This window comes from Burkholderia territorii (assembly GCF_902833055.1).
GTDB lineage: Bacteria > Pseudomonadota > Gammaproteobacteria > Burkholderiales > Burkholderiaceae > Burkholderia > Burkholderia territorii.
Genome location: NZ_CADFEJ010000002.1, coordinates 37621 through 56877, shown reverse-complemented (window position 1 = coordinate 56877; position 19257 = coordinate 37621). Strand labels below are relative to the sequence as shown.

At 65.2% G+C, this 19257-nt stretch carries 15 protein-coding genes and 2 pseudogenes; 9 read left to right on the top strand and 8 right to left on the bottom strand.

The genetic code is table 11. The features are described from left to right. The first annotated feature begins 99 nt into the window (after nt 1–99). Together HW466_RS04850 and HW466_RS04845 are read left to right on the top strand one after the other, a co-directional pair. The gene (locus HW466_RS04850) at nt 100–2658 is read left to right on the top strand and encodes a fimbria/pilus outer membrane usher protein (protein WP_151003070.1); all 2559 of its coding nucleotides are present in this window, start codon (nt 100–102) and stop codon (nt 2656–2658) included. 471 nt (nt 2659–3129) lie between these two features. After that, nucleotides 3130–3753, top strand: a complete 624-nt coding sequence (locus HW466_RS04845; RefSeq protein WP_239005910.1) for a fimbrial protein — start codon at nt 3130–3132, stop codon at nt 3751–3753. A gap of 37 nt (nt 3754–3790) precedes the next feature. Here HW466_RS04845 and HW466_RS04840 read toward each other — a convergent pair. Together HW466_RS04840 and HW466_RS32095 are read right to left on the bottom strand one after the other, a co-directional pair. Beyond that, a pseudogene (locus HW466_RS04840) lies at nt 3791–4035 on the bottom strand (IS5/IS1182 family transposase); the annotation flags it as partial. Further along, nucleotides 3990–4115, bottom strand: a complete 126-nt coding sequence (locus tag HW466_RS32095) for a hypothetical protein (RefSeq protein WP_275405504.1) — start codon at nt 4113–4115, stop codon at nt 3990–3992. The gene HW466_RS32095 and the pseudogene HW466_RS04840, both read right to left, overlap by 46 nt. 291 nt (nt 4116–4406) lie before the next feature. Here HW466_RS32095 and HW466_RS04835 point away from each other — a divergent pair, with 291 nt between their 5' ends. Both HW466_RS04835 and HW466_RS04830 read left to right on the top strand, forming a co-directional pair. Continuing rightward, nucleotides 4407–7043 (top strand): two-partner secretion domain-containing protein, encoded by a 2637-nt coding sequence (locus HW466_RS04835; protein WP_275405502.1) that lies wholly within the window; start codon nt 4407–4409, stop codon nt 7041–7043. A 188-nt stretch (nt 7044–7231) separates the two neighbouring features. Continuing rightward, nucleotides 7232–8953: a ShlB/FhaC/HecB family hemolysin secretion/activation protein gene (locus tag HW466_RS04830; RefSeq protein WP_151003064.1), complete on the top strand. Its 1722-nt coding sequence runs from the start codon at nt 7232–7234 to the stop codon at nt 8951–8953. 53 nt (nt 8954–9006) lie between these two features. Here the strand turns inward: HW466_RS04830 and HW466_RS04825 are convergent, their stop codons facing one another. Beyond that, on the bottom strand, nt 9007–9198 hold the full coding sequence (locus HW466_RS04825) for a hypothetical protein (RefSeq protein WP_151003062.1): 192 nt from the start codon (nt 9196–9198) through the stop codon (nt 9007–9009). A 5-nt stretch (nt 9199–9203) separates the two neighbouring features. On the opposite strand from HW466_RS04825, the gene HW466_RS04820 reads away from it, so the two are divergent. Then, entirely contained in the window at nt 9204–9437 is a 234-nt protein-coding gene (locus HW466_RS04820) for a fimbrial protein (RefSeq protein ID WP_170296604.1), read from the top strand. On the opposite strand, the pseudogene HW466_RS04815 reads toward HW466_RS04820, so the two are convergent. The 5 genes and pseudogenes from HW466_RS04815 to HW466_RS04795 form a co-directional block, all read right to left on the bottom strand. Continuing rightward, a pseudogene (locus tag HW466_RS04815) lies at nt 9431–9742 on the bottom strand (DUF3579 domain-containing protein). The gene HW466_RS04820 and the pseudogene HW466_RS04815 overlap by 7 nt on opposite strands. A 125-nt stretch (nt 9743–9867) precedes the next feature. After that, on the bottom strand, nt 9868–11232 hold the full coding sequence (locus HW466_RS04810) for a sigma-54-dependent transcriptional regulator (RefSeq protein ID WP_059772863.1): 1365 nt from the start codon (nt 11230–11232) through the stop codon (nt 9868–9870). Further along, nucleotides 11222–13144: a sensor histidine kinase gene (locus tag HW466_RS04805; RefSeq protein WP_151003058.1), complete on the bottom strand. Its 1923-nt coding sequence runs from the start codon at nt 13142–13144 to the stop codon at nt 11222–11224. Before HW466_RS04805 ends, HW466_RS04810 begins: the two co-directional genes overlap by 11 nt. 173 nt (nt 13145–13317) lie before the next feature. Further along, entirely contained in the window at nt 13318–14682 is a 1365-nt protein-coding gene (locus HW466_RS04800; RefSeq protein WP_059449049.1) for a 2-hydroxycarboxylate transporter family protein, read from the bottom strand. Nucleotides 14683–14795: 113 nt separating this feature from the next. Then, nucleotides 14796–14996 carry a hypothetical protein gene (locus HW466_RS04795; protein ID WP_151006226.1) on the bottom strand — a complete coding sequence of 67 codons (201 nt, stop codon included), beginning with the start codon at nt 14994–14996 and terminating at the stop codon, nt 14796–14798. Between the two features lie 107 nt (nt 14997–15103). Here HW466_RS04795 and HW466_RS04790 point away from each other — a divergent pair, with 107 nt between their 5' ends. The 4 genes from HW466_RS04790 to HW466_RS04775 are packed head-to-tail and all read left to right on the top strand — an operon-like array spanning nt 15104 to nt 19215. After that, complete coding sequence (locus HW466_RS04790) at nt 15104–15934, top strand: MetQ/NlpA family ABC transporter substrate-binding protein (RefSeq protein ID WP_059449050.1); 831 nt, start codon at nt 15104–15106, stop codon at nt 15932–15934. Nucleotides 15935–15944: 10 nt separating this feature from the next. Then, a complete protein-coding gene (locus HW466_RS04785; protein ID WP_059799223.1) occupies nt 15945–17360 on the top strand; it encodes an LLM class flavin-dependent oxidoreductase in 1416 nt (471 codons plus the stop codon). Between the two features lie 18 nt (nt 17361–17378). Then, a complete protein-coding gene (locus HW466_RS04780; RefSeq protein WP_174905698.1) occupies nt 17379–18566 on the top strand; it encodes a methionine ABC transporter ATP-binding protein in 1188 nt (395 codons plus the stop codon). Continuing rightward, the gene (locus tag HW466_RS04775; protein WP_151007005.1) at nt 18559–19215 is read left to right on the top strand and encodes a methionine ABC transporter permease; all 657 of its coding nucleotides are present in this window, start codon (nt 18559–18561) and stop codon (nt 19213–19215) included. The genes HW466_RS04780 and HW466_RS04775 overlap by 8 nt, the downstream gene beginning before the upstream one ends. Nucleotides 19216–19257 lie beyond the last annotated feature (42 nt).

Below are 19257 nucleotides of genomic sequence, written 5' to 3'. Positions count from 1 at the left end.
GCCGGCCGATTTCATTTTTTGTTCGCCAAACAATATTTCGTATTCCTATTTGTTCTGGCAAATTTTGCCTGACTCAACCGCCGCCGGAGTTTAATCTCGATGCCAGACCGACCGTTTAAAACATCGACGCGCAGCGTGGCTGGACCGATTCCATCCACCGTTTTTCCGCGCGCGACGCCGCTGTATCTCGCGGCATGTCTGGCTGTCGTCAACAAGGCGCATGCGGAAACGGCGGATACGGTTGTCGCTCACGCCGCGCCGATGACCCTGGCGTTCAATACGAACTTCCTGCACGATCGAGGCCGTCCGACCGATCTTTCGTCGGTGCTGGCTGCTGACAACAGCGTGCCTCCGGGCACTTATCGCGTCGAAGTACAGGTCAACGGCGATCTCGTTACGCGCCGAGATATCAGCTTCCGCCTCGATGAGAACAAGGGGCGAGTCGAGCCTTGCTTGACTGCACAAATGCTTCAGGAATTCGGCGTCAACTTGCACGCGTTGGCGTCGGTGCCTGACATGAACGACTCGGCATGTATCAACGTGCCGAATGCGATGGAACAGGCCGCCGTGGATTTCGACGCTGGTCGCTTGCGGCTCGATCTCAGCATCCCGCAGGCATTCCTGTCGCGCACCGCGCGTGGTTACGTCGATCCCGCGCTGTGGGATGCCGGCGTGGCGGCTGGTTACGTGAACTACCAGTTCAACGGGAACTACAACCGCAGCGCCTACGTGGGCGGCAGTCACGCGTATTTCCTCGGTTTGCAAAACGGCATCAATATCGGCCCATGGCGTTTGCGCAACGAGTCTACGTTCAGCGGTGGCATGGGCGGCAAGCCACAATTCAAAAGCAACCGTACGCTCGTCGAGCGCGATATCACGTCGCTCAAATCCCAGCTTGCTATCGGCGAGCAGTATTCCGATTCCACGTTGTTCGACAGCGTCCGCTTTCGCGGCGTGCAGGTCGGTTCGGACGACGCAATGCTGCCGGACAGTGAGCGCGGCTATGCGCCGGTGATTCGCGGGCAGGCATTCAGCAACGCGATGGTGGAGGTACGCCAGAGCGGCTACGTGCTGTACCGCGCGAACGTGCCGCCTGGTCCGTTTGAACTGACCGACATCTTCCCGTCGGGGTCCAACGGCGACCTGGAGATTACGGTGACCGAGGCCGATGGCAGCAAGCACGTGACGCGCCAGGCCTTCTCGAGCCTGCCGCTGATGCTGCGCAAAGGCCGGATGAAATACAACTTTTCGGCGGGCCAATATCAAGGCAACCAGGAAACGTCGCCCATGCTGGCGACGGGTTCGGTGGTCTACGGACTGACCGACAACAGCACGGTCGCGGGCGGCTTTCAGGTCGCGAAGGATTTTCAGGCGTTCAACGTGGGCGTCGGCACCAATACGCCGATCGGCGCACTTTCGCTCGACGTCACGCAGTCCATCAGCCGCGCACAGGGAGCCCGCAACACTGGCCAGAGTGTGCGCATCTTGTACGCGAAGACTTTCACGAGCACCAACACCAACTTCACGCTGGCCGCGTATCGATATTCGACCGAGGGTTACCGCACGTTCAGCGACCACGTCAGTGAAGTCAACGGAGCAAGCGGCATTCGGGCAGCGCGCGGTCGTTCGAGGATCGATCTGACTACGAGCCAGGATCTTGGCCCGGAGCGGAAATATGGCAGCGTGTATCTGAACGTCAGCCAGCAGACATACTGGAACCAGTCCGGGTCGAGCCGCAGTGTAAGCATGGGCTACGGGAACAACTGGAAGCAACTGGGCTACAACCTGAGCTTCACGCAGTCGCGCGATACCCGATACGGCAACTCGGGCGCGAACACGCAGGTCATGGCATCGCTGTCGATTCCGCTCGGCAAGCAGGTTCGGTCACCGCGTGTCTATACGAACATCAGCCGCGATAGCTCCGGCGCTGCCAACATGCGGGCGGGCGTGAGCGGCAGCTTCAACGAGCGGACATCCTACGCGGCGCAAGCCGGCTATGCGAATCAGGGGCAAGGTGCGACGGCCGGCGCGAGCGTGACGCACAACGCAGACATCGGGCAGTTGTCGGGTAGCTACAACTACGCACCCAACTATCAGTCGGCCAGCGTCGGCGCGACGGGCGCGTTGGTCGTACACCGCGGCGGCGTCAATTTGAGCCAGACGCTAGGCGATACGTTTGCGCTGATGAATGTCGAAGGTGTGAAGGGCGTGGACGTGCGAACCGACGACGGCGTGAGCATCGGCCGCAACGGTTACATGGTGGTGCCCTACGTGCAGCCCTATCGCGTCAATACGCTGAGGCCGGACACGCGGAACGTCGGAGCGGACGTGGAATTGATCGACACGGCGAAACAGGTGGTGCCGCGCCGTGGCGCGGTGGTCGAAGCGGTGTTCCAGGCGAACGGCGGACGGCGCGTGCAGTTCAACGTGGCACAGGCGGATGGTCAGCCGGTGCCGTTCGGTGCCAGCCTGGAAGACGAGGAAACCGGCAAGCAGATGGGCATCGTCGATCCGGGCGGCAATGCGCTCGTGCTGCTCGATCGAGAGCAGGGAACGCTGGCAGTCAAGTGGAAGGATGGGCAGTGCCGGGCGCCGTATGCACTACCGAAGGCGGAAGCCGGGCGGTATTACGTGCGTCTGAGCGTTCGGTGTCGGTAACGTTGTCTTATATGACGATGTGCGTGCGATGCGCCGGTTCGGAAATGTGTGGCTGTCACTAATTACTTGGTGGTGTAGTGGAAATCGAATATGAGGAAAACTTTGAGACCCATACGCTTGATAAAGCGACTGGCCATTAGCGCCTTCTCGAACGTGGTTGCCCGCGAGGCGAACACGATGTATGTGTATTGGCGGAAATGCGCTGTCCTCTTGGGTGCCGTGCTTTGCTCGTGGATACCTTCTGTCGCTCACGCGTACGATGCATTTGCGGGCAGCTACTCTGTGCCGGCCTCGCCAGTGGCCGGTACCGTATTGTTGCGAGAGTTTGTTTCGTCCGCGACAATTTGCGGTGAAAAAAACAGACCAACGTGCACGCTCATTGAACCGGGGGCGAGCTTCGTTCCGTTGGGGGGGGGGGCCTCACTGCCAGGCCCGCTCATCCCCACGGCCGTCACGGGCATCAGCGTGCAGATGCTGGTCAACGGGGTGCCATTGGCGCGCAGTTCGATCAATATCCTTTTCAAGGACCTCATTGAAATACAGCTTGTTGCAGACGGTCGCACGATTACTGGTGGCAGCCTTAATAGCAATAATCCAGTCGGCTACATTTATATGCCTTCCTTTAAGGAGTTCAACACTGTACGGAAATTGGAATTGGCAGGAAAGATTACCTCGGTGCCAGGCACATGCTCTGTGCCGAGTCAGAATGTGACGCTACCGTCCGTCACGGCCAGAAAGTTCGACACCGTTGGCTCGATGCACGGCACGCAGCGCTTCCAGCTTCGCGTCAATAGCTGCCCTAAGGGCTACAACCAAGTGGGTTATTCATTGCGGCCCGTGGGCGGTGCCGTTGCCGGCGCTCCTGGAGTATTGCCGCTCAGCGCAGACTCGACTGCGAGCGGTGTGAAGATTTTCGTTGCGGACGACAACGGGGCGCCGGTCAACTTCGGCCAATCAATCAAGATCGATGCGTACGACAAAACGACCGGCGGCTCATATGCGATTCCGACGGAGGTGTCGTACATCCAGACCGATGCTGCGGTGACGACGGGTACGGTAAATGCGGCAATGGCGGTGACACTCGAGTACCGGTAAGCCGTGTGGCTGTGGTGCAAATGGCTTGGAGACGGTCTCAAAAAGACTGCTGAGTGCGCTGCGAGGTATTCCAGCAGATCAAGCAGCAGCTGAGTTTGAGGAACGAGTCGTGAATATCGGCGCGGCGCTCGAAATGCATACGGAGGCGACGGAAGTGATTCAGCCGGGCATGCGCGCGTTCGACGACCAGCGATATTTGCCAAGGCCAGTGCCATGTTCGGTACGGCGCTCGGCGATCACTGGCCCGATACCACGATCGCGCAACGCTTGACGATGCGCGATGGGATCGCAAGGCCGAGCCTGAGCCCCCGGCCGAGCGGCTCGGTCAAGATCGCGATCACGCCTTTGCGGTTGACCACCATCGCGGCGACGCCCGGATGGATTCCCACATTCGCAGAATGTGCCCCGACATCGTCTCAACGAGACATGTGACTTCCGCCTTCGTGATCGATCTGAGTCGTGGCATGTTCGCGGCGGAGCCGATGTCAGGAAAATCGCCGGCGGCAGATTTATCACCCGGTCCACAACGCTTTTAGTATCAGTCTGATAGTAAAAATCGGTGTCCTCAGGATAATGCAAACGCCTTCGTCACTTCCGAAAGCAAGGCAGCATTTCTCATCGTGAGGAGATCAAACTTGAATAAGCAACCTGCGATGCCAGGATTTTTCCTGCGTCCCATCGTGCTCGCAACGTCGCTGCTGGCCGCCCAACAGGCCCTTGCAGTCGGCGCCGGTGCCATCCAGCACGGCAGCGGTTCGATCGTCAGAGACGGCGCCGTCACTACCGTCAATCAGAAGACCGACAAGATGGTGGTCCTTTGGAGCGACATGAACGTCGCGGCACACGAGACGCTGAACATCGCACAACCGAGCAAAACCGCCGCCATGCTGAACCGGGTCGTCGGAGCCGACCCGACGCAGATTCTCGGCGCGCTGAACGCATCAGGCCGCGTGTTCGTCGTGAACCCTAACGGCATCCTGATCGGCAACCAGGCGAAGATCAACGTCGGCAGCCTGGTCGCTTCGTCACTGAATGTGTCGAACGACGACTTTCTCGCCGGCCGCCTCAACTTCTCGGGTAACACGCAGGCCAAGGTCGTCAATGAAGGGCGCATCGACGCCAGCGAATCCGTCGCGCTGCTCGGCCCGCGCGTCGAGAACCGCGGCACGATTCACAGCCAGCGCGGCAGCGTCGCGCTCGCGGCGGCCGACGGCGTGTCGCTCTCGTTCGCCGGCAACGGGCTGCAGGTGAAGCTCACGCGCGGAAGCCTGCAGGCGCTGGTCGAAAACGGCGGGATGATCATCAGTGACAATGGCGACGTGATGCTCAGCGCGTGGGCGCGCGACGCTCTCACGCGTGCCGTCGTGAATCAGACCGGCAAGATCGAGGCCGGTGGCATGGGGCAACTGCGCGGGATCCGCATTGCGAGCGAGGGCAGCGGCACGGTGACGGCGGGCGGAGATATGCGCCTGACCGGCTCGAACGCGAACGGCCCGGAGCGTTCGATCGAGGTTTCGGCGCAAGGCATCCGGATCGCGGATGGCGCGCGCTTCGACACGGCAGGCGGACAGGATTCGATCAAGCTGCAGACGCGCCCGCAAGCGGGGGCGGCCGGACACGTGACGTTCGGCGACGCGACCCTCAAGGCAGGTTTCGTCGATATCGTCGCCGACAACGTGCTGACGGCCGCGGCAAACGCGGGGCTGCCGACCTTCGCGGCCGACGCGATCATGCTGAGCGCTCAAAATGCCCAAGCCGGGTATGTGCTGAACCGCGCGCCCGACGCCGAGGCCATGTCGACGCTGGCCGGCGGCAAGGGGTCCGTCAGCAGCGGCTTCCTCAAGGCGGCAGGCGAGCAGAATCTGTGGATCCTGGCGCAAGGCACGGTGTCCGCGCTCGGCGCCGTCAATGCGTCCGCCTTGTCGTTGGCGGGCACCGCGGATGTCGACCTGAGCAGCGGCTTCAACGGCAAGCAGCTCACCGTGTGGGGCAATTCGATCAAGCTGGGCGACACCACGCAAGCGGATAGCGTGGCGCTCGCCGCCAATGACATCACGCTGGACGGCGTCGTCGGCGCGTCGCGGCTCGACGTCGACGGGTATGCCCGCGCGCAAACCACCGATCGCGCGGCGTTGAGCGCCGGCACGGCAAGCTTGTCCGGTGGCCAGATCGACTTCTCTCGCGGCTCTCACACGCTGAAACACGTCGACATCGATGCGAATGGCGCACATCTGTCGCTGGCTGGCGACACGACGATCGGACGCGCGAAATCGCGCAGCGACCTGACCCTGCGCAGCGCGGGGACGCTCGTCGCGGATACACTCGACGCCAGCGGCAACGTCGATGTGGTGGCACGGGGCGATGCATCCCTCGGCAATGTGTCGGGGAATAGCGTTGCGTTGCGGTCGACGGATGGCAAGGCCGCCTACGCGCGTCTCGACGCGAAATCAGGTGCGTCGATCGACGGAGCGCGCGGCGTCGACGCCGGGCAGACGAATGCATCGTCCCTGACGCTCGCGAGCGACGGCGATGTGCATATCGGCAGCGACCTGTCCATCCGTGGTCCGGTGGACATCAGCGGAAGTAACGTCACGGCTGCGGTCGTTCGCGACGGTGACACACAGGGCCTGCCGGCACGCGCGCGTATTTCCAGCTCCAATGACGTGCGTGTCGCCGCGAAGGGCAACGCTACGCTCGGCAACGTCAGCGGCCAGTCGGTCGCGCTCGCCGCAGACGAGCAACTCGATGTCGCATCGGTCGTCGCGCAACGCGACGCGACGCTGGATGGCAAGAGCGGCTTGAGCGTTCGCCGCGCGGAGGCGACTCGAGGCGCACTGACGCTCAACAGCGACGGACGCGTCCGCTATTCGGGCCCGCTCGTGGCGAACGGTGCGGTGAGTGTGCGAGGCGGTGAAGTCGTGGCGGCTCGCGATTCCGGACTACCCGCTCCGGTGATCATCGGCTGGGGCGGCATTTCGGTCCATGGCGTGCACAGTGTCGACCTCGTTGCCGCGCATTCCGGCGGCGACCTTCGTGTCACGAGCGACGGCGACATTCGCTTCACGGGAGGCCTGTGGGCGCAAGGCGGTTCGAGCACCCTCCACGGCAAGAGCGTCACGGCCGTCGGCAGCGGGAACGGCTCGAATCGTCTGAGCATTTACGCTACGCGCGACGTCTCGGTCTCGGCGGACACCGCACCGACCCTCGGCGCGGTCTACAGCCGTGACGGCGCGGTCCGGGTCACGTATCCGGCGCAGTCCGCGCAGATCCGCCCGGCGGAAGAGGCGTAAGCATCACCGCGATGCCCGCGTGACGGGGCGCGCTTGACGTTTGCAGCTTCAGACGCGGCACCGCGCTGGCGCAATCCGTTCCGTTCGAGCGCCCGGCTCCGGCCGGGCGTTTCTCTTGTTCCAACACTGCATGCCGTGGCGCGTCGATTACGATCGACCTCGACGCGCCGCGGCTCTCCCTGCTCCTCATGTTTGTCCCAAGCTTTCGCGCAGTCACGCTCGGCGCGTTGTCGTGCGCCGCCCTCCAGCCATTCGTCGCCCACGCCGGTCCGTTGCCGGCGCAGGCGGGCGACGTGCACGGCCCGTTGCCCTCCACCGGCTCGATCCTGCGCAACCATCCACTTCCCTCACTGCAGGACGATCCGCATCGCGCCGACGTGCCGTTGATCGAACGCCGGCCTTCCGAGCACACGTCGGACGCGAACGACGCGATTCGGCTGCACGTCGCCCGCATCGTCGTGGACCACGCCCCGGAACGCGTGCGGGAGGCGGTGGACGCCGTGGTTGCGCCCTACCGCGAGCGCGCGATGACGTTCGCGCAACTGCGCGACGTCGCGATCGAGGTCACGCGCGTGTTGCTCGATCACGGCGAATCGATTTCGTATGCTTACTTGCCCGAGCAGGATATCGTCGATGACGTCGTGCATCTCGCCGTGATGCAAGGCAAGCTCGAATCAGCAACACTGAGGCGGAACCGCTCGCTGGTGCGCGATTCGGTCATCGAACGCTATCTCGGCGCGGGCCTCGATCGCGACGGTGACGTGCGACGGATGCAAGACCAGTTCGGCCGCCTCGGCGACTTGCCGGGCGTCGGGACGATTACGCCGGAGCTGTCGCCCGGCCGAATGCCGGGCGGCACGGCCATGTCGATCGACGTCGACGCCGGCGAGCGGCTGACTGGTGCCTTTGTCGCAGACAATTCCGGTCAGCGTACCACCGGCCGCAACCGGATCGGCGTCCAGCTCGGCATCAACGGTCCGTTGGGGTTGGGCGATCGTCTTCAAGGCATCGCGTTTTTCTCGCCCGACTTCCTGCAGCGCGGTCACGACAGCGACGGCGGCAACACGATAGTCGGACGCCTCTCCTACGACGCTCCTGTCGGTTCGCGCGGCATGCGGCTGGGAGCGGCGCTCACGCGCGTCGACTATACCGTTGGCGGCGAACAGTATCGCGACAGCGGCACCGGCGGTCATGCAACGCTGTTCAGCGTGTACGGCACATTCCCGCTGTTGCGAACGCTGCGCCATACGCTTGATGTCGAAACCACAGCCGAATTCAAGCGGCTGTCCGACCGGACGCTCGACGTCGAAAATCCGCGCAGCGCACGTGCGATGACCGTTCAACTGTCTGGTTCGCGATACGGCGCATGGTCAGGAAACCAGAACATCGTCTCTTATCGCGTGGGCGTCACCGGTGGCAGCCTGGCGAACGAAGATGACTGGAATGGCGCTGGCACGCGTGGCCGCTACGCCAAGACGACCCAGCAATTCGACTTTCATCAGCGACTGTCCGCACGCACGCGCGTCCATCTCTCGCTCAATGCGCAACAGACGACCCGCAATCTCGACGGCTCGGAAAAAATGTCGCTCGGCGGCCCGTATGCGGTGCGTGCCTACGACAACGACATGTTCAGCGCCGATTCGGGCTACATCGCGTCGGCCACGGTGCATGCGGGCGTGCCAGCGGTTCCGGGCCTCGGCATCAGCGTCTTCTACGATCATGCGCACGCTACCGTCCAAAAGTTCTCGAGGCGCAAGCTCTCATTGACGCTGGCCGGCGCCGGAGCCGGAATCGAATACGCGATCGGCAAGCGCGCAACCGTCAGCCTCTCTTACGCGATGCGGACGACGGGAGGCCCGGGCAACCCGGCGAAGGCGATGACGTGGGTCAGTGGCGTGATTCGCCTCTGATCGTCCGCAGCCCTGAAGTTCGCGTTGCTGGCGACCGGAAAGCGCAGACGATTTCATCGTTCCACGCGAACAGCATGCTTCGCATGCATGGCAGGCATGTCACTGCTGAACCCGGGAAAGCTATTTTTGGCACGGTGGGTCATGTCGGCGTTCGCGTCAGCAGCCATGGCCGCTGACACGCTGGATGGCACGATCAATTTCACTGGCTCGGTTGTGAGCGATAGCTGCGAGATCAGTTCGGCCACCGGTGATGCCGAATCTGGCATTGAAAAGCACCAGCACGGCGAACGGTCTCGCGCTCCGGATCCGAAACACGACGACCAATACGGATGTAACCTTTGGCAGGAACAACACGTTCTCGATGGGAACGCCGGTGGGCGGCACCGTGGTCCTGCCGTTGCAGGCGTATTACGTGCGGACCGGCGGGGCATTGCGCGCCGGCACGGTAGCGGCCGATGCGAATTTCAGCGTCACATTTCAGTAACGATACGCATCGACCGGCAGGTCGTTGTCGCGCGCGAACTGCATTGCGAATTCGAATGCGTCGGGGCATACGTCCTACAACTCGCACGACACGACCAGGCACTTGGCGCCGTCGACGACGACCGGCGTTGCGAGCCGCGTCAGCGCGCTCCGGCAGCTTGGTCGCTTCTCGCCGACGAACAGCGTGATGACACCCGCGAGCCGTTCGGGCCAGTCGCTTGGCCTGAACGTCTTGTGCGCGTGCGTGATTCCCCTGATGAGGAAGCCGTCGATCCGGCATCCTTCGGTTATGTTGATGCGATCCATCCCTGTACTATCCTCGTTCGCGTATCAGCCGCGGTTTCACGCTGCGTTTGATCTCGATCCGCGTGCGGCAGCGATGACGACTCTGCCGCACGGCCGGCACGCGCATGACGCCGATGCCGCACGCGTCATGTCTCGCTTCCGTCAGCCCCCGCATCGCCGCGCGCGGGAATCCGCAGATTGCGCAGCTTGTGATAAAGCGTCTTCTTCGGCATGCCGAGCGCGACGCTTGCGTCCGCAACGTTACCGTTGTGACGCCGCAGCATGTCCTCGATCAGCATCCGCTCGAAATACGCCATCTGCTCGGCAAGCGTGCCGCCCGCCGCCGGTTCGCCGCCCGACGACAGCAGGCTGTCGCCGGTCAGGCCGAGCACGAAGCGATCGGCCACGTTCTGCAGTTCACGCACGTTGCCGGGCCATGCGTGCGTCATCAGTTCGGACACCTGTGCAGCGGTGACGACCGGCGCCGGCTGCCCGAAGCGCCGCGCGGCCGCGAGCACGAAGTGCTCGAACAGCAGCGGCACGTCCTCGCGCCGCTCGCGCAGCGGCGGCAACTCGATCTGCGCGACGTTGAGTCGATACAGCAAGTCCGCGCGAAAACGCCCATCGGCGGCCAGTTCCGCGAGATCGGCCTTCGACGCGGCAACGACGCGGCAATCGACCGGAATCAACTCGTTCGCGCCGAGCCGTTCGACCACGCGTTCCTGCAGCACGCGCAGCATCTTCACCTGCAGCGGAATCGGCATCGTTTCGATTTCGTCGAGAAACAGCGTGCCGCCATGTGCCCATTCGATCTTGCCGATGCGCTTCTTGATCGCACCCGTGAACGCGCCGGCCTCGTGACCGAACAACTCGCTCTCGAATACCTGCTCGGGCAGGCCGCCGCAATTCAGCGCGACGAAATGCGCATCGCGCCGGCCGCCGAAGTCGTGCAGGCTGCGCGCGATCAACTCCTTGCCGGTGCCCGTCTCGCCGGTGATCAGCACCGACACCGACGTATCGGCGAGGCGCAGGATCTTCTTGCGCACATCGGCCATCGCCGGCGACTTGCCGAGCACCAGCGCCTCGATGCCCTGCCAGTTGTCGAGTGCGGCACGCAGCCCCTGCACCTCGAGCGTCAGCCGGCGCTTCTCGACCGCGCGCGCGACGCGCCCCGCGATTACGTCCGACGAAAACGGCTTCTCGATGAAGTCGTACGCACCGTCGTGCATCGCGCCGACAGCCGTCGAAATGTCGGCGTGACCGCTGATCAGCACGACGGGAATCTGCGCGTCGACGGCCATCACGCGTTCGAGCAGCTGCAGCCCGTCGATGCCCGGCATCCGTACGTCCGACACGATCACGACGGGTGCGCCGGGCGCGACGTGCGCGAGCGCGTCCGCCGCCGACGCGAACGCGTCGACCGGGAACCCGGCGAGCGCGACGGCCTGCTCGACGCCGATGCGGACGTTTTCATCGTCCTCGACGACCAGCACGCGAATTTCATCTTCCATGCTCTGTCCTTTGTTGCGGCGTCGCCGCCGCGAATTCGATGGTGAACTGCGCGCCGCCCGTGTCGCGGTTCGTCGCGGTAATCTTCGCGCCGAAGGCTTCGACGATGCGCGACGTGATCGCGAGGCCGAGCCCGAGCCCCTGGCCGCGCGGCTTGGTCGTGACGAACGGCTCGAACAGATGCGGCAGCACGTCGGGCGCGATGCCGGCGCCGCTGTCGGCGACGGTGAAACGCACGCGGCCGGCAGTGTGTGCATCGTCCGCATTTTTCGCATCCTTCATTTCCACGACTTCGACGGCCTCGATGACGATGCGCCGCACGGGCGCGTCGTGCACCGCGTCGAGCGCGTTGCCGAGCAGGTTCACGATCACCTGCTGCAACTGGCTCGATTCGGCGGATACCGTCGTGCCCGGCGCGATGTTCACGTCGAGCTGCACGCCTTCGTCGCGGATCCGCGCATCGTAGATGAGCCGCGCATGCGCGACGGCTTCGTTCAGCGATACGGCGACGCGCTCGACGTCGGGCTTGCGCGCGAACGTCTTCAATTCGCCGGTGAGCACGGCCATGCTGTCCACGAGCTTGCCGATCCGTTCGAGGTTCGCATACGCCGGCGCCGGCTGCCCGCGCTCGAAGAACGTACGCGCGTTGTCGCACAGCGTGCGGATCGCGACGAGCGGCTGGTTCAGCTCGTGCGTGAGACCGGCCGCCATCTGCCCGAGCACCGCGAGCTTGCCCGCGTGCACGACTTCCTGCTGCGAATCGCGCAGCCGCTGCTCGGTGCGCTCGCGCTCGACGATCTCACGCTGCATCCGCTCGTTCGCGGCCGTCAGCGCGGCCGTGCGCTGCGCGACGGTCAGCTCGAGCCGGTCGTTCGCGCGGCGCAGCGCGTCCTGCGCGTTCAGCCGCGCAAGGATTGCCCGACGGCGCTGGATCGCATAGCCGACCAGCAGCGCGACGATCAGGAATGCGCCGGTGACGAACGCGAATGCCGTCTGCTGCTGACGCCGCGCGCCGGCGATGTCGAGCAGCACCATCAACGAATCGCCGGCCTGCGGCGCGGGGCGCGACATCACCAGGTAGCGCGTGTTGCGGCCGGCGTGACGCGGATCCGGAAACGTGCCGAACCACGCGGCGGCGCTGCGGTCGCCGATATGGCGGTACGGCAGCACGTCCACCGTGCGCCCCGCGTATTGTCGCGATGCCTGAATGTCGCGCTGCTGCTGTGCGGTGATCGGGCGCAGCGCGGTGAACTTCCACGCGGGCTCGGTCGAGATCACGACCACGCCGTTGCCGTCGACCACCATCGCGGCGACACCCGGCGCGCGCCACGCGGACTCCAGCGAATCGACGCTGATCTTCACGGCGGCCGCGCCGATCGGCACGCCGTCGTCGCGCACCGCGCTCGCGAAGTAGACGCCCGGCACGCCGGTGTTCGTGCCGATGCCGAAGAAGCGGCCGCTGCCGTGTGCCAAAGCGTCCTTGAAGTAAGGGCGGTACGACACGTTGGTGCCGACGAAGCTGATCGTCTCGTTCCAGTTGCTGGCGGCAATCACTTCGCCGTGCAGATCGATGACGTCGACGGCGCCGCTGCCCGCATCGCGGTTCACGGCTTCGAGATACGTGTTGACGGAATGCGCGAGCGCGGGCCGGTCTTGCGGCGCGGCCCGCAGCAGCGCGCGCACGCCGTCCTGGCGGGCGACGAGTCCGGGCAGGATCTCGAAGCGGCCGAGTTCGCTCTTCAGGCTCGACGCGTACAGGTCGAGCCGATGCGCGCCGGTTTCCTCGAGCGCATCGATCGCACGCTCCCACGCGAAATCGACGGCCGCGCCCGCCACGCCGACGTACAGCACGGCGGCCGACGCCCATCCCCACCACGGGATTCCCTTGAAGCTTTTCTGCACGTTCGCCCTCATCGAAGCCCGCTACCGGTCGTCCGCAACCGGCCGTCCGCAACCGGCCGTCCGCAACCGGCCGTCCGCAACCGGCCCTCCGCAACCGGCCCTCCGCAACGACACGCGCCGCGCGCCGGCAAGGCCGGCGGCGGCGCGTGCGAAGCAGCCTGCGCGACGGTGCGCGCAGCGGCGTGTCAACCGAAGTGCGCGACGAGGATCAGCGTCACCGTGACGACGATCGCGCCGCCGATGCGCGTCGCGATCTGCGCGAACGGCATCAGCTGCATCCGGTTCGCGGCGGTCAGGATCGCGACGTCGCCGGTGCCGCCTTGCCCGCTGTGGCAGGCGTTCACGATTGCGGTGTCGATAGGGTACATCTTCAGCAGGCGGCCGACCACGAAACCCGTGCCCATCAGCGTCGCGACGGTCGACACGATCGTGACGACGTTGACGATCGTGAAGGCGGCAGTCAGCTTGTCCCACGGCGTCATCGCGACGCCGATCGCGAACAGCAGCGGATACGTGACGGCGGTCGAGAAGAACTTGTAGACGACGAACGCGCCTTCCTGCAGCGGCGGCGACACCGCGCGCGCGAGTTTCACCAGCACCGCGAGGAACAGCATCGCGACCGGCGCGGGCAGGCCGAACAGCTTGTGCGCCATCAGGCCGACGAGATACAGCGTGATCGCCGTGATGCCGGCGCCCGCGATGTGCGTGACGTCGACGTGGCCGCGGATTTCCTCGCTTTCCGGCGTCATGTCGCCGCTTTCGCCGACCTGCAGGCGGCCGTTGCCGGTCAGGTGCGGCAGGCGCTTGCCGAGCATGTCGAGCGCGCCCGACAGGATGATCGCGGTCAGGCTGCCGAGCATCACCGGCGGCAGGACCATCGCGAACATCTCGCCTTGCGGCAGATGCATCAGTTCCGAATAGCCGATCGACAGCGGAATCGCACCTTCACCGACGCCGCCCGCCATGATCGGCACGACGATGTAAAGGAGCGTGTGGCGCGCGCCGAGGCCGAGCGCGGTGCCGACCGCCGTGCCGACGATCGCGGCGGCGACCGAACCGGCGGCGAGCGGAATGAAGATCTTCACGAAGCCCTGGATCAGCACGCGCCGGTCCATGCTCAGGATGCTGCCGACGATGATCGACGCGATGAACAGGTACAGGAAGTTCGTCGACTTCGTGAACTCGACGGTGAGGTTCAGCACCGGCTTCGGCAGCACGTGATAGTAGGTGAGCGCCGACGGCACGAAGGTCGCGAAGATCGCGGCCGCGCCGATGTTGCGCAACAGCGGCAGGCGCTTGCCGAGCTCGGCGCAGGTGAAGCCGAAGAACGCGAGCACGGCGATCGCCATCGAGATTTCGCCGGGCACCTTGCCCGTCACCGCGAAGCCGACGATCAGCGCGAACAGGATCACGTAGACCGGCAGCGGGATGATGCCGATGCGGATTTCCATCAGCTTCCACCAGCCTTCGGGCCAGAAGCGCTCGCGCGTGGCGGGACCGGCTTCGGCAATCGGCTCGGGACGGGTTTGGGTAGGAATTGAGGTCTGCAAGACGTGTCTCCGGATGTTGGAATGCCTGCATGGCTTCGCGGCATCGTGTGCCGTCTGTTATGCAACCCCTGTGCCAGAATTTCGGCCTGCCGGAATATTTTCAAAGCATTGATTCATAAGGGATTTGTTTCGTCTGCGGAAAGGCCGGCCGCCACCGGTTGGCCGAGATTTCGGAATTCGCCGGCCCGCCAGGCCGAGATTTCGGCCAACTGGCCGGCCGGGCCGCCGCCCCGGCGGATCGCGCGCCATATCGCTGCGCGCGATTTTCTTCGCACAATCGCTTCGTAGACCGCCTTCCTGCCGCTCTCTATCATCGGCTGATCCTTTTCCGATGCGACGACGACCGTCCGGAGAACGCCCGCGCGTTCGCCGCGGCGTCGCTCATCCGTCGATACCGTCTTTGGACAGGAGAGTGGTTCCCATGCTGCATGCCGTTTTTTCCGCCCGCTTTTCCTCCGGCCGCGTGGCCCGCCTGCTCGCTGCCGCGTTGCTCGGCGTCGTGATGCTGAACGGCGCACGCGCCGACACCGCGCCGCTGAAGGTCGGCATTTCGACGAGCCCGCAGATCGATGCGCTGAAGATCGCCGCGAAGGAGGCGAAGGCGCAGGGCCTCGACGTGCGGATCGTCGAGTTCACCGACTGGAATACGCCGAACGCGGCGCTGGCGAACAAGGATATCGACGTCAACTACTTCCAGCACATTCCGTTTCTCGAGAACGCGAAGAAGCAGGGAGGCTACGACTTCGTATCGATCGCGCCCGGCACGATCATGAAGATCGGCCTCTATTCGAAAAAGGTGAAGCGCTTCGACGAGTTGAAAGACGGCGCGCGCGTCGCGATCGCGAACGATCCCGTGAACGGCGGGCGCGGGCTGTTGCTGCTGCAGCGCGCAGGACTCATCACGCTGAAGCCGGGCGCCGACTATCGTGCGACGACGCACGACATCGTGTCCAATCCGAAGCACCTGAAGATCATCCCGCTCGAGGCATCGCAGCTCGCCCGCTCGCTCGACGACGTCGATCTCGCGCAGGGCTACCCGAGCTTCATCAAGCTCGCCGGCACGACGGACCCGAACAGCGCACTGCTGTTCGACGGCACCGAGAACAAGAACTTCGCGATCCAGTGGGTCGTGCGGCCGGAGAGCGTGAACGACGCGCGCATCCGCAAGTTCATCGCGATCTACCAGCACTCGCCGGCGGTGCGCCGGGCGCTCGACAACGCGTTCGGCTCGCTGTACGCGATCGCGTGGTGACGGAGGCGACATGACGACGAACCGCAAGAAGATCCTGCTCAACGCGTTCAACATGAACTGTGTCGGGCACATCAACCACGGGCTGTGGACGCATCCGCGCGACCGCTCCGCGCACTACACCGATCTCGACTACTGGGCCGATCTCGCGAGGACGCTCGAACGCGGCAAGTTCGACGGAATCTTTCTCGCGGACATCGTCGGCGTATACGACGTGTTCGGCGGCGGCCCGGATGCCGCGCTGCGCGAATCGGTGCAGGTGCCCGTCAACGATCCGCTGCTGCTCGTGCCCGCGATGGCGCAGGTCACGCAACATCTCGGCTTCGGCGTGACCGCGAACCTGACGTACGAGCCGCCTTACCTGTTCGCGCGCCGCATGTCGACGCTCGACCACCTGACGAAGGGGCGCATCGGCTGGAACATCGTGACCGGCTATCTGGACAGCGCCGCGCGCGGGATGGGCCTTGCGAAACAGATCGGCCACGACGACCGCTACGAACGCGCGGACGATTACATGGACGTCGTCTACAAGCTGTGGGAACAGAGCTGGGACGACGACGCGGTGATCCGCGACGCGCAGGCCCGCGTGTTCACGCAACCGGGCAAGGTGCGCCGCGTGAAGCACGACGGGCCGTTCTACTCGGTGGACGCGATCCATCTGAGCGAGCCGTCGCCGCAGCGCACGCCGGTGCTGTACCAGGCCGGTTCGTCCGCGCGTGGCGTCGAGTTCGCGGGGCGGCATGCGGAGTGCGTGTTCGTGAACGGGCAGAGCAAGGCCGCCGCGCGCGCGGCCGCGCTCGATATTCGCGCGGCTGCTGCACGGCAGGGGCGCGATCCCGCATCGATCAGGATTTTTGCGGGCGTGAGCGTCGTGACCGCCGAGACCGAACTTCTCGCGCGCGAAAAATTCGACGAATACCGGCGCTACGCGAGCCCGGAAGCCGGCCTCGCGCATTTCGCGAGCTCGACCGGCATCGACTTCGCGAAGTACGGCCTCGACGAACCGATTTCATACGTGAAGACCGATTCGATCCAGTCGGCCGTCGACGCGATTTCGAAAAAGAGCACGAGCGGCACCTGGACCGTGCGCCGGATGCTCGAACAGATGTCGCTCGGTGGGCGCTATGCGCCGATCGTCGGCTCGCCGTCGCAGGTCGCGGACGAACTGCAGTCGTGGATCGACGAGACGGGCATCGACGGCTTCAACCTCACGCGCACCGTGATGCCCGAGTCGTTCGAGGATTTCGTCGACTGGGTCGTGCCGGAACTGCAGAACCGCGGCATCTACAAGGAAGACTACGATCCGGCGCCGACGCTGCGGGAGAAACTGTTCGGCGCGGGCGCGCGGCTGCCGGCCTGGCACACGGGCGCGCAGCATCGGCCGGCCGCCGTGCCGGTGACGGAGCCCGCGCATCCCGCGCATGCATGAACGTGACGGAGCGAAACGATGACGCAATTGTTCGATACGCTGGGATTCATCGAGCCCTCGGCCGTGCGGGCCGGCGCAGGCGCGCACGCACATGCGGCGCATGATGAAGCGCGTGCACGCACCGACGGCGCCGCCGTGTCGTTCGCGCACGTCGGCAAGGTTTTCCCGACGCCGCGCGGCCAGGCCGTCGCGCTGCGCGACGTGACGCTCGAGGTCCGGCGCGGCGAGGTATTCGGCATCATCGGCCGCAGCGGTGCAGGCAAGTCGACGCTGCTGCGGCTCGTCAACGGGCTCGAGCGGCCGAGCTCGGGCAGCGTGCGCGTGCACGACATCGACGTCGGCGCACTCGACGAGGACGGGCTCGTCGCATTGCGCCGCCGTACCGGGATGGTGTTCCAGCATTTCAACCTGCTGTCGGCGAAGACGGTGTTCGAGAACGTCGCGCTGCCGCTGAAGATCGCGGGCGTGCCGAAAGCCGAGCGCGCGCGCAAGGTCGATGCGTTGCTCGAACTCGTCGGGCTCGCGGCGAAGCGCGACGCGTATCCGGCGAGCCTGTCGGGCGGCCAGAAACAGCGCGTGGGCATCGCGCGGGCGCTGGTGCACGATCCGGAGGTGTTGTTGTGCGACGAGGCGACATCGGCGCTCGATCCCGAGACGACGCAATCGATCCTCGCGCTGCTCGCCGACATCAATCGCCGCCTCGGGCTCACCATCGTGCTGATCACGCACGAGATGGAAGTGATCCGCGCGGTGTGCGACACGGTTGCGGTGATCGAGCAGGGCGAGGTCGTCGAAACGGGCCCGGTGTGGCGCGTGTTCGGCGATCCGCGTCACGGCGCGACGCGCGCACTGCTCAGTACGCTCGTGCACGACTTGCCGGCCGAACTGGCCGCGCGCGTGCACCCGTTGCCCGAGCTGGCCGCGCTGCCGGCCGGCGCGCACGTCGTGCTCGACGTCCGTTATACGGGCGAGAGCGGCGGCGAGCCCGATGTCGGCGCGCTCACGGCGGCGCTCGGCGGTTCGGTGCGCTTCCTGCACGGCGGAATCGAGCGGATCCAGGGGCATGCGCAGGGGCGTCTCGTGATCGCGGCAGCGCCGCGCGCGGATGACGCCGGCCAATCGCCGACACGCGGCGGCGCGGTCGCGGCACTGCTCGAACGCGCACGCCGCCACGCGAACCACGCGGAGGTGCTCGGCTATGTTTGAACTCTGGTGGCCCGAATTGCTCGACGCGATCCGCGACACGCTGTCGATGGTCGCCGCGTCGGCCGCGATCGCCGCGCTGATCGGCATCCCGCTCGCGGTGATCCTCGTGACGACCGCGCCCGGCGGCATCTACGCGCGGCGCGGCGTGAACGCGGTGCTCGGCGCGCTCGTCAACGTGTTTCGCTCGACGCCATTCATCATCCTGCTCGTCGCGCTGCTGCCGTTCACGCGTGTGTTGATCGGCACGACCATCGGCGTGTGGGCGGCCGTCGTGCCGCTGTCGATCGCCGCGATTCCGTTCTTCGCGCGCATTGCGGAGGTGAGCTTGCGCGAAGTCGATCGCGGGTTGATCGAGGCCACGCTCGCGATGGGCGCGAAACGCCGTCACATCGTATGGCACGTGCTGCTGCCCGAGGCGCTGCCGGGCATGCTCGGCGGCTTCACGATCACCGTCGTCGCACTGATTGGCTCGACCGCGATGGCGGGTGCCGTCGGCGCGGGCGGGCTCGGCGATCTCGCGATCCGCTACGGCTACCAGCGCTTCGACACCACGGTCATGGCGACCGTGATCGTGATCCTGATCGCACTTGTTTCGGCCGTGCAAATCACGGGCGACCGCCTGGTCCGACGCGTGACCCGGCGTACCTGAGCGGCGCCACGAGCGCCGGCTCCTTTCATTGAAGACCCTGAG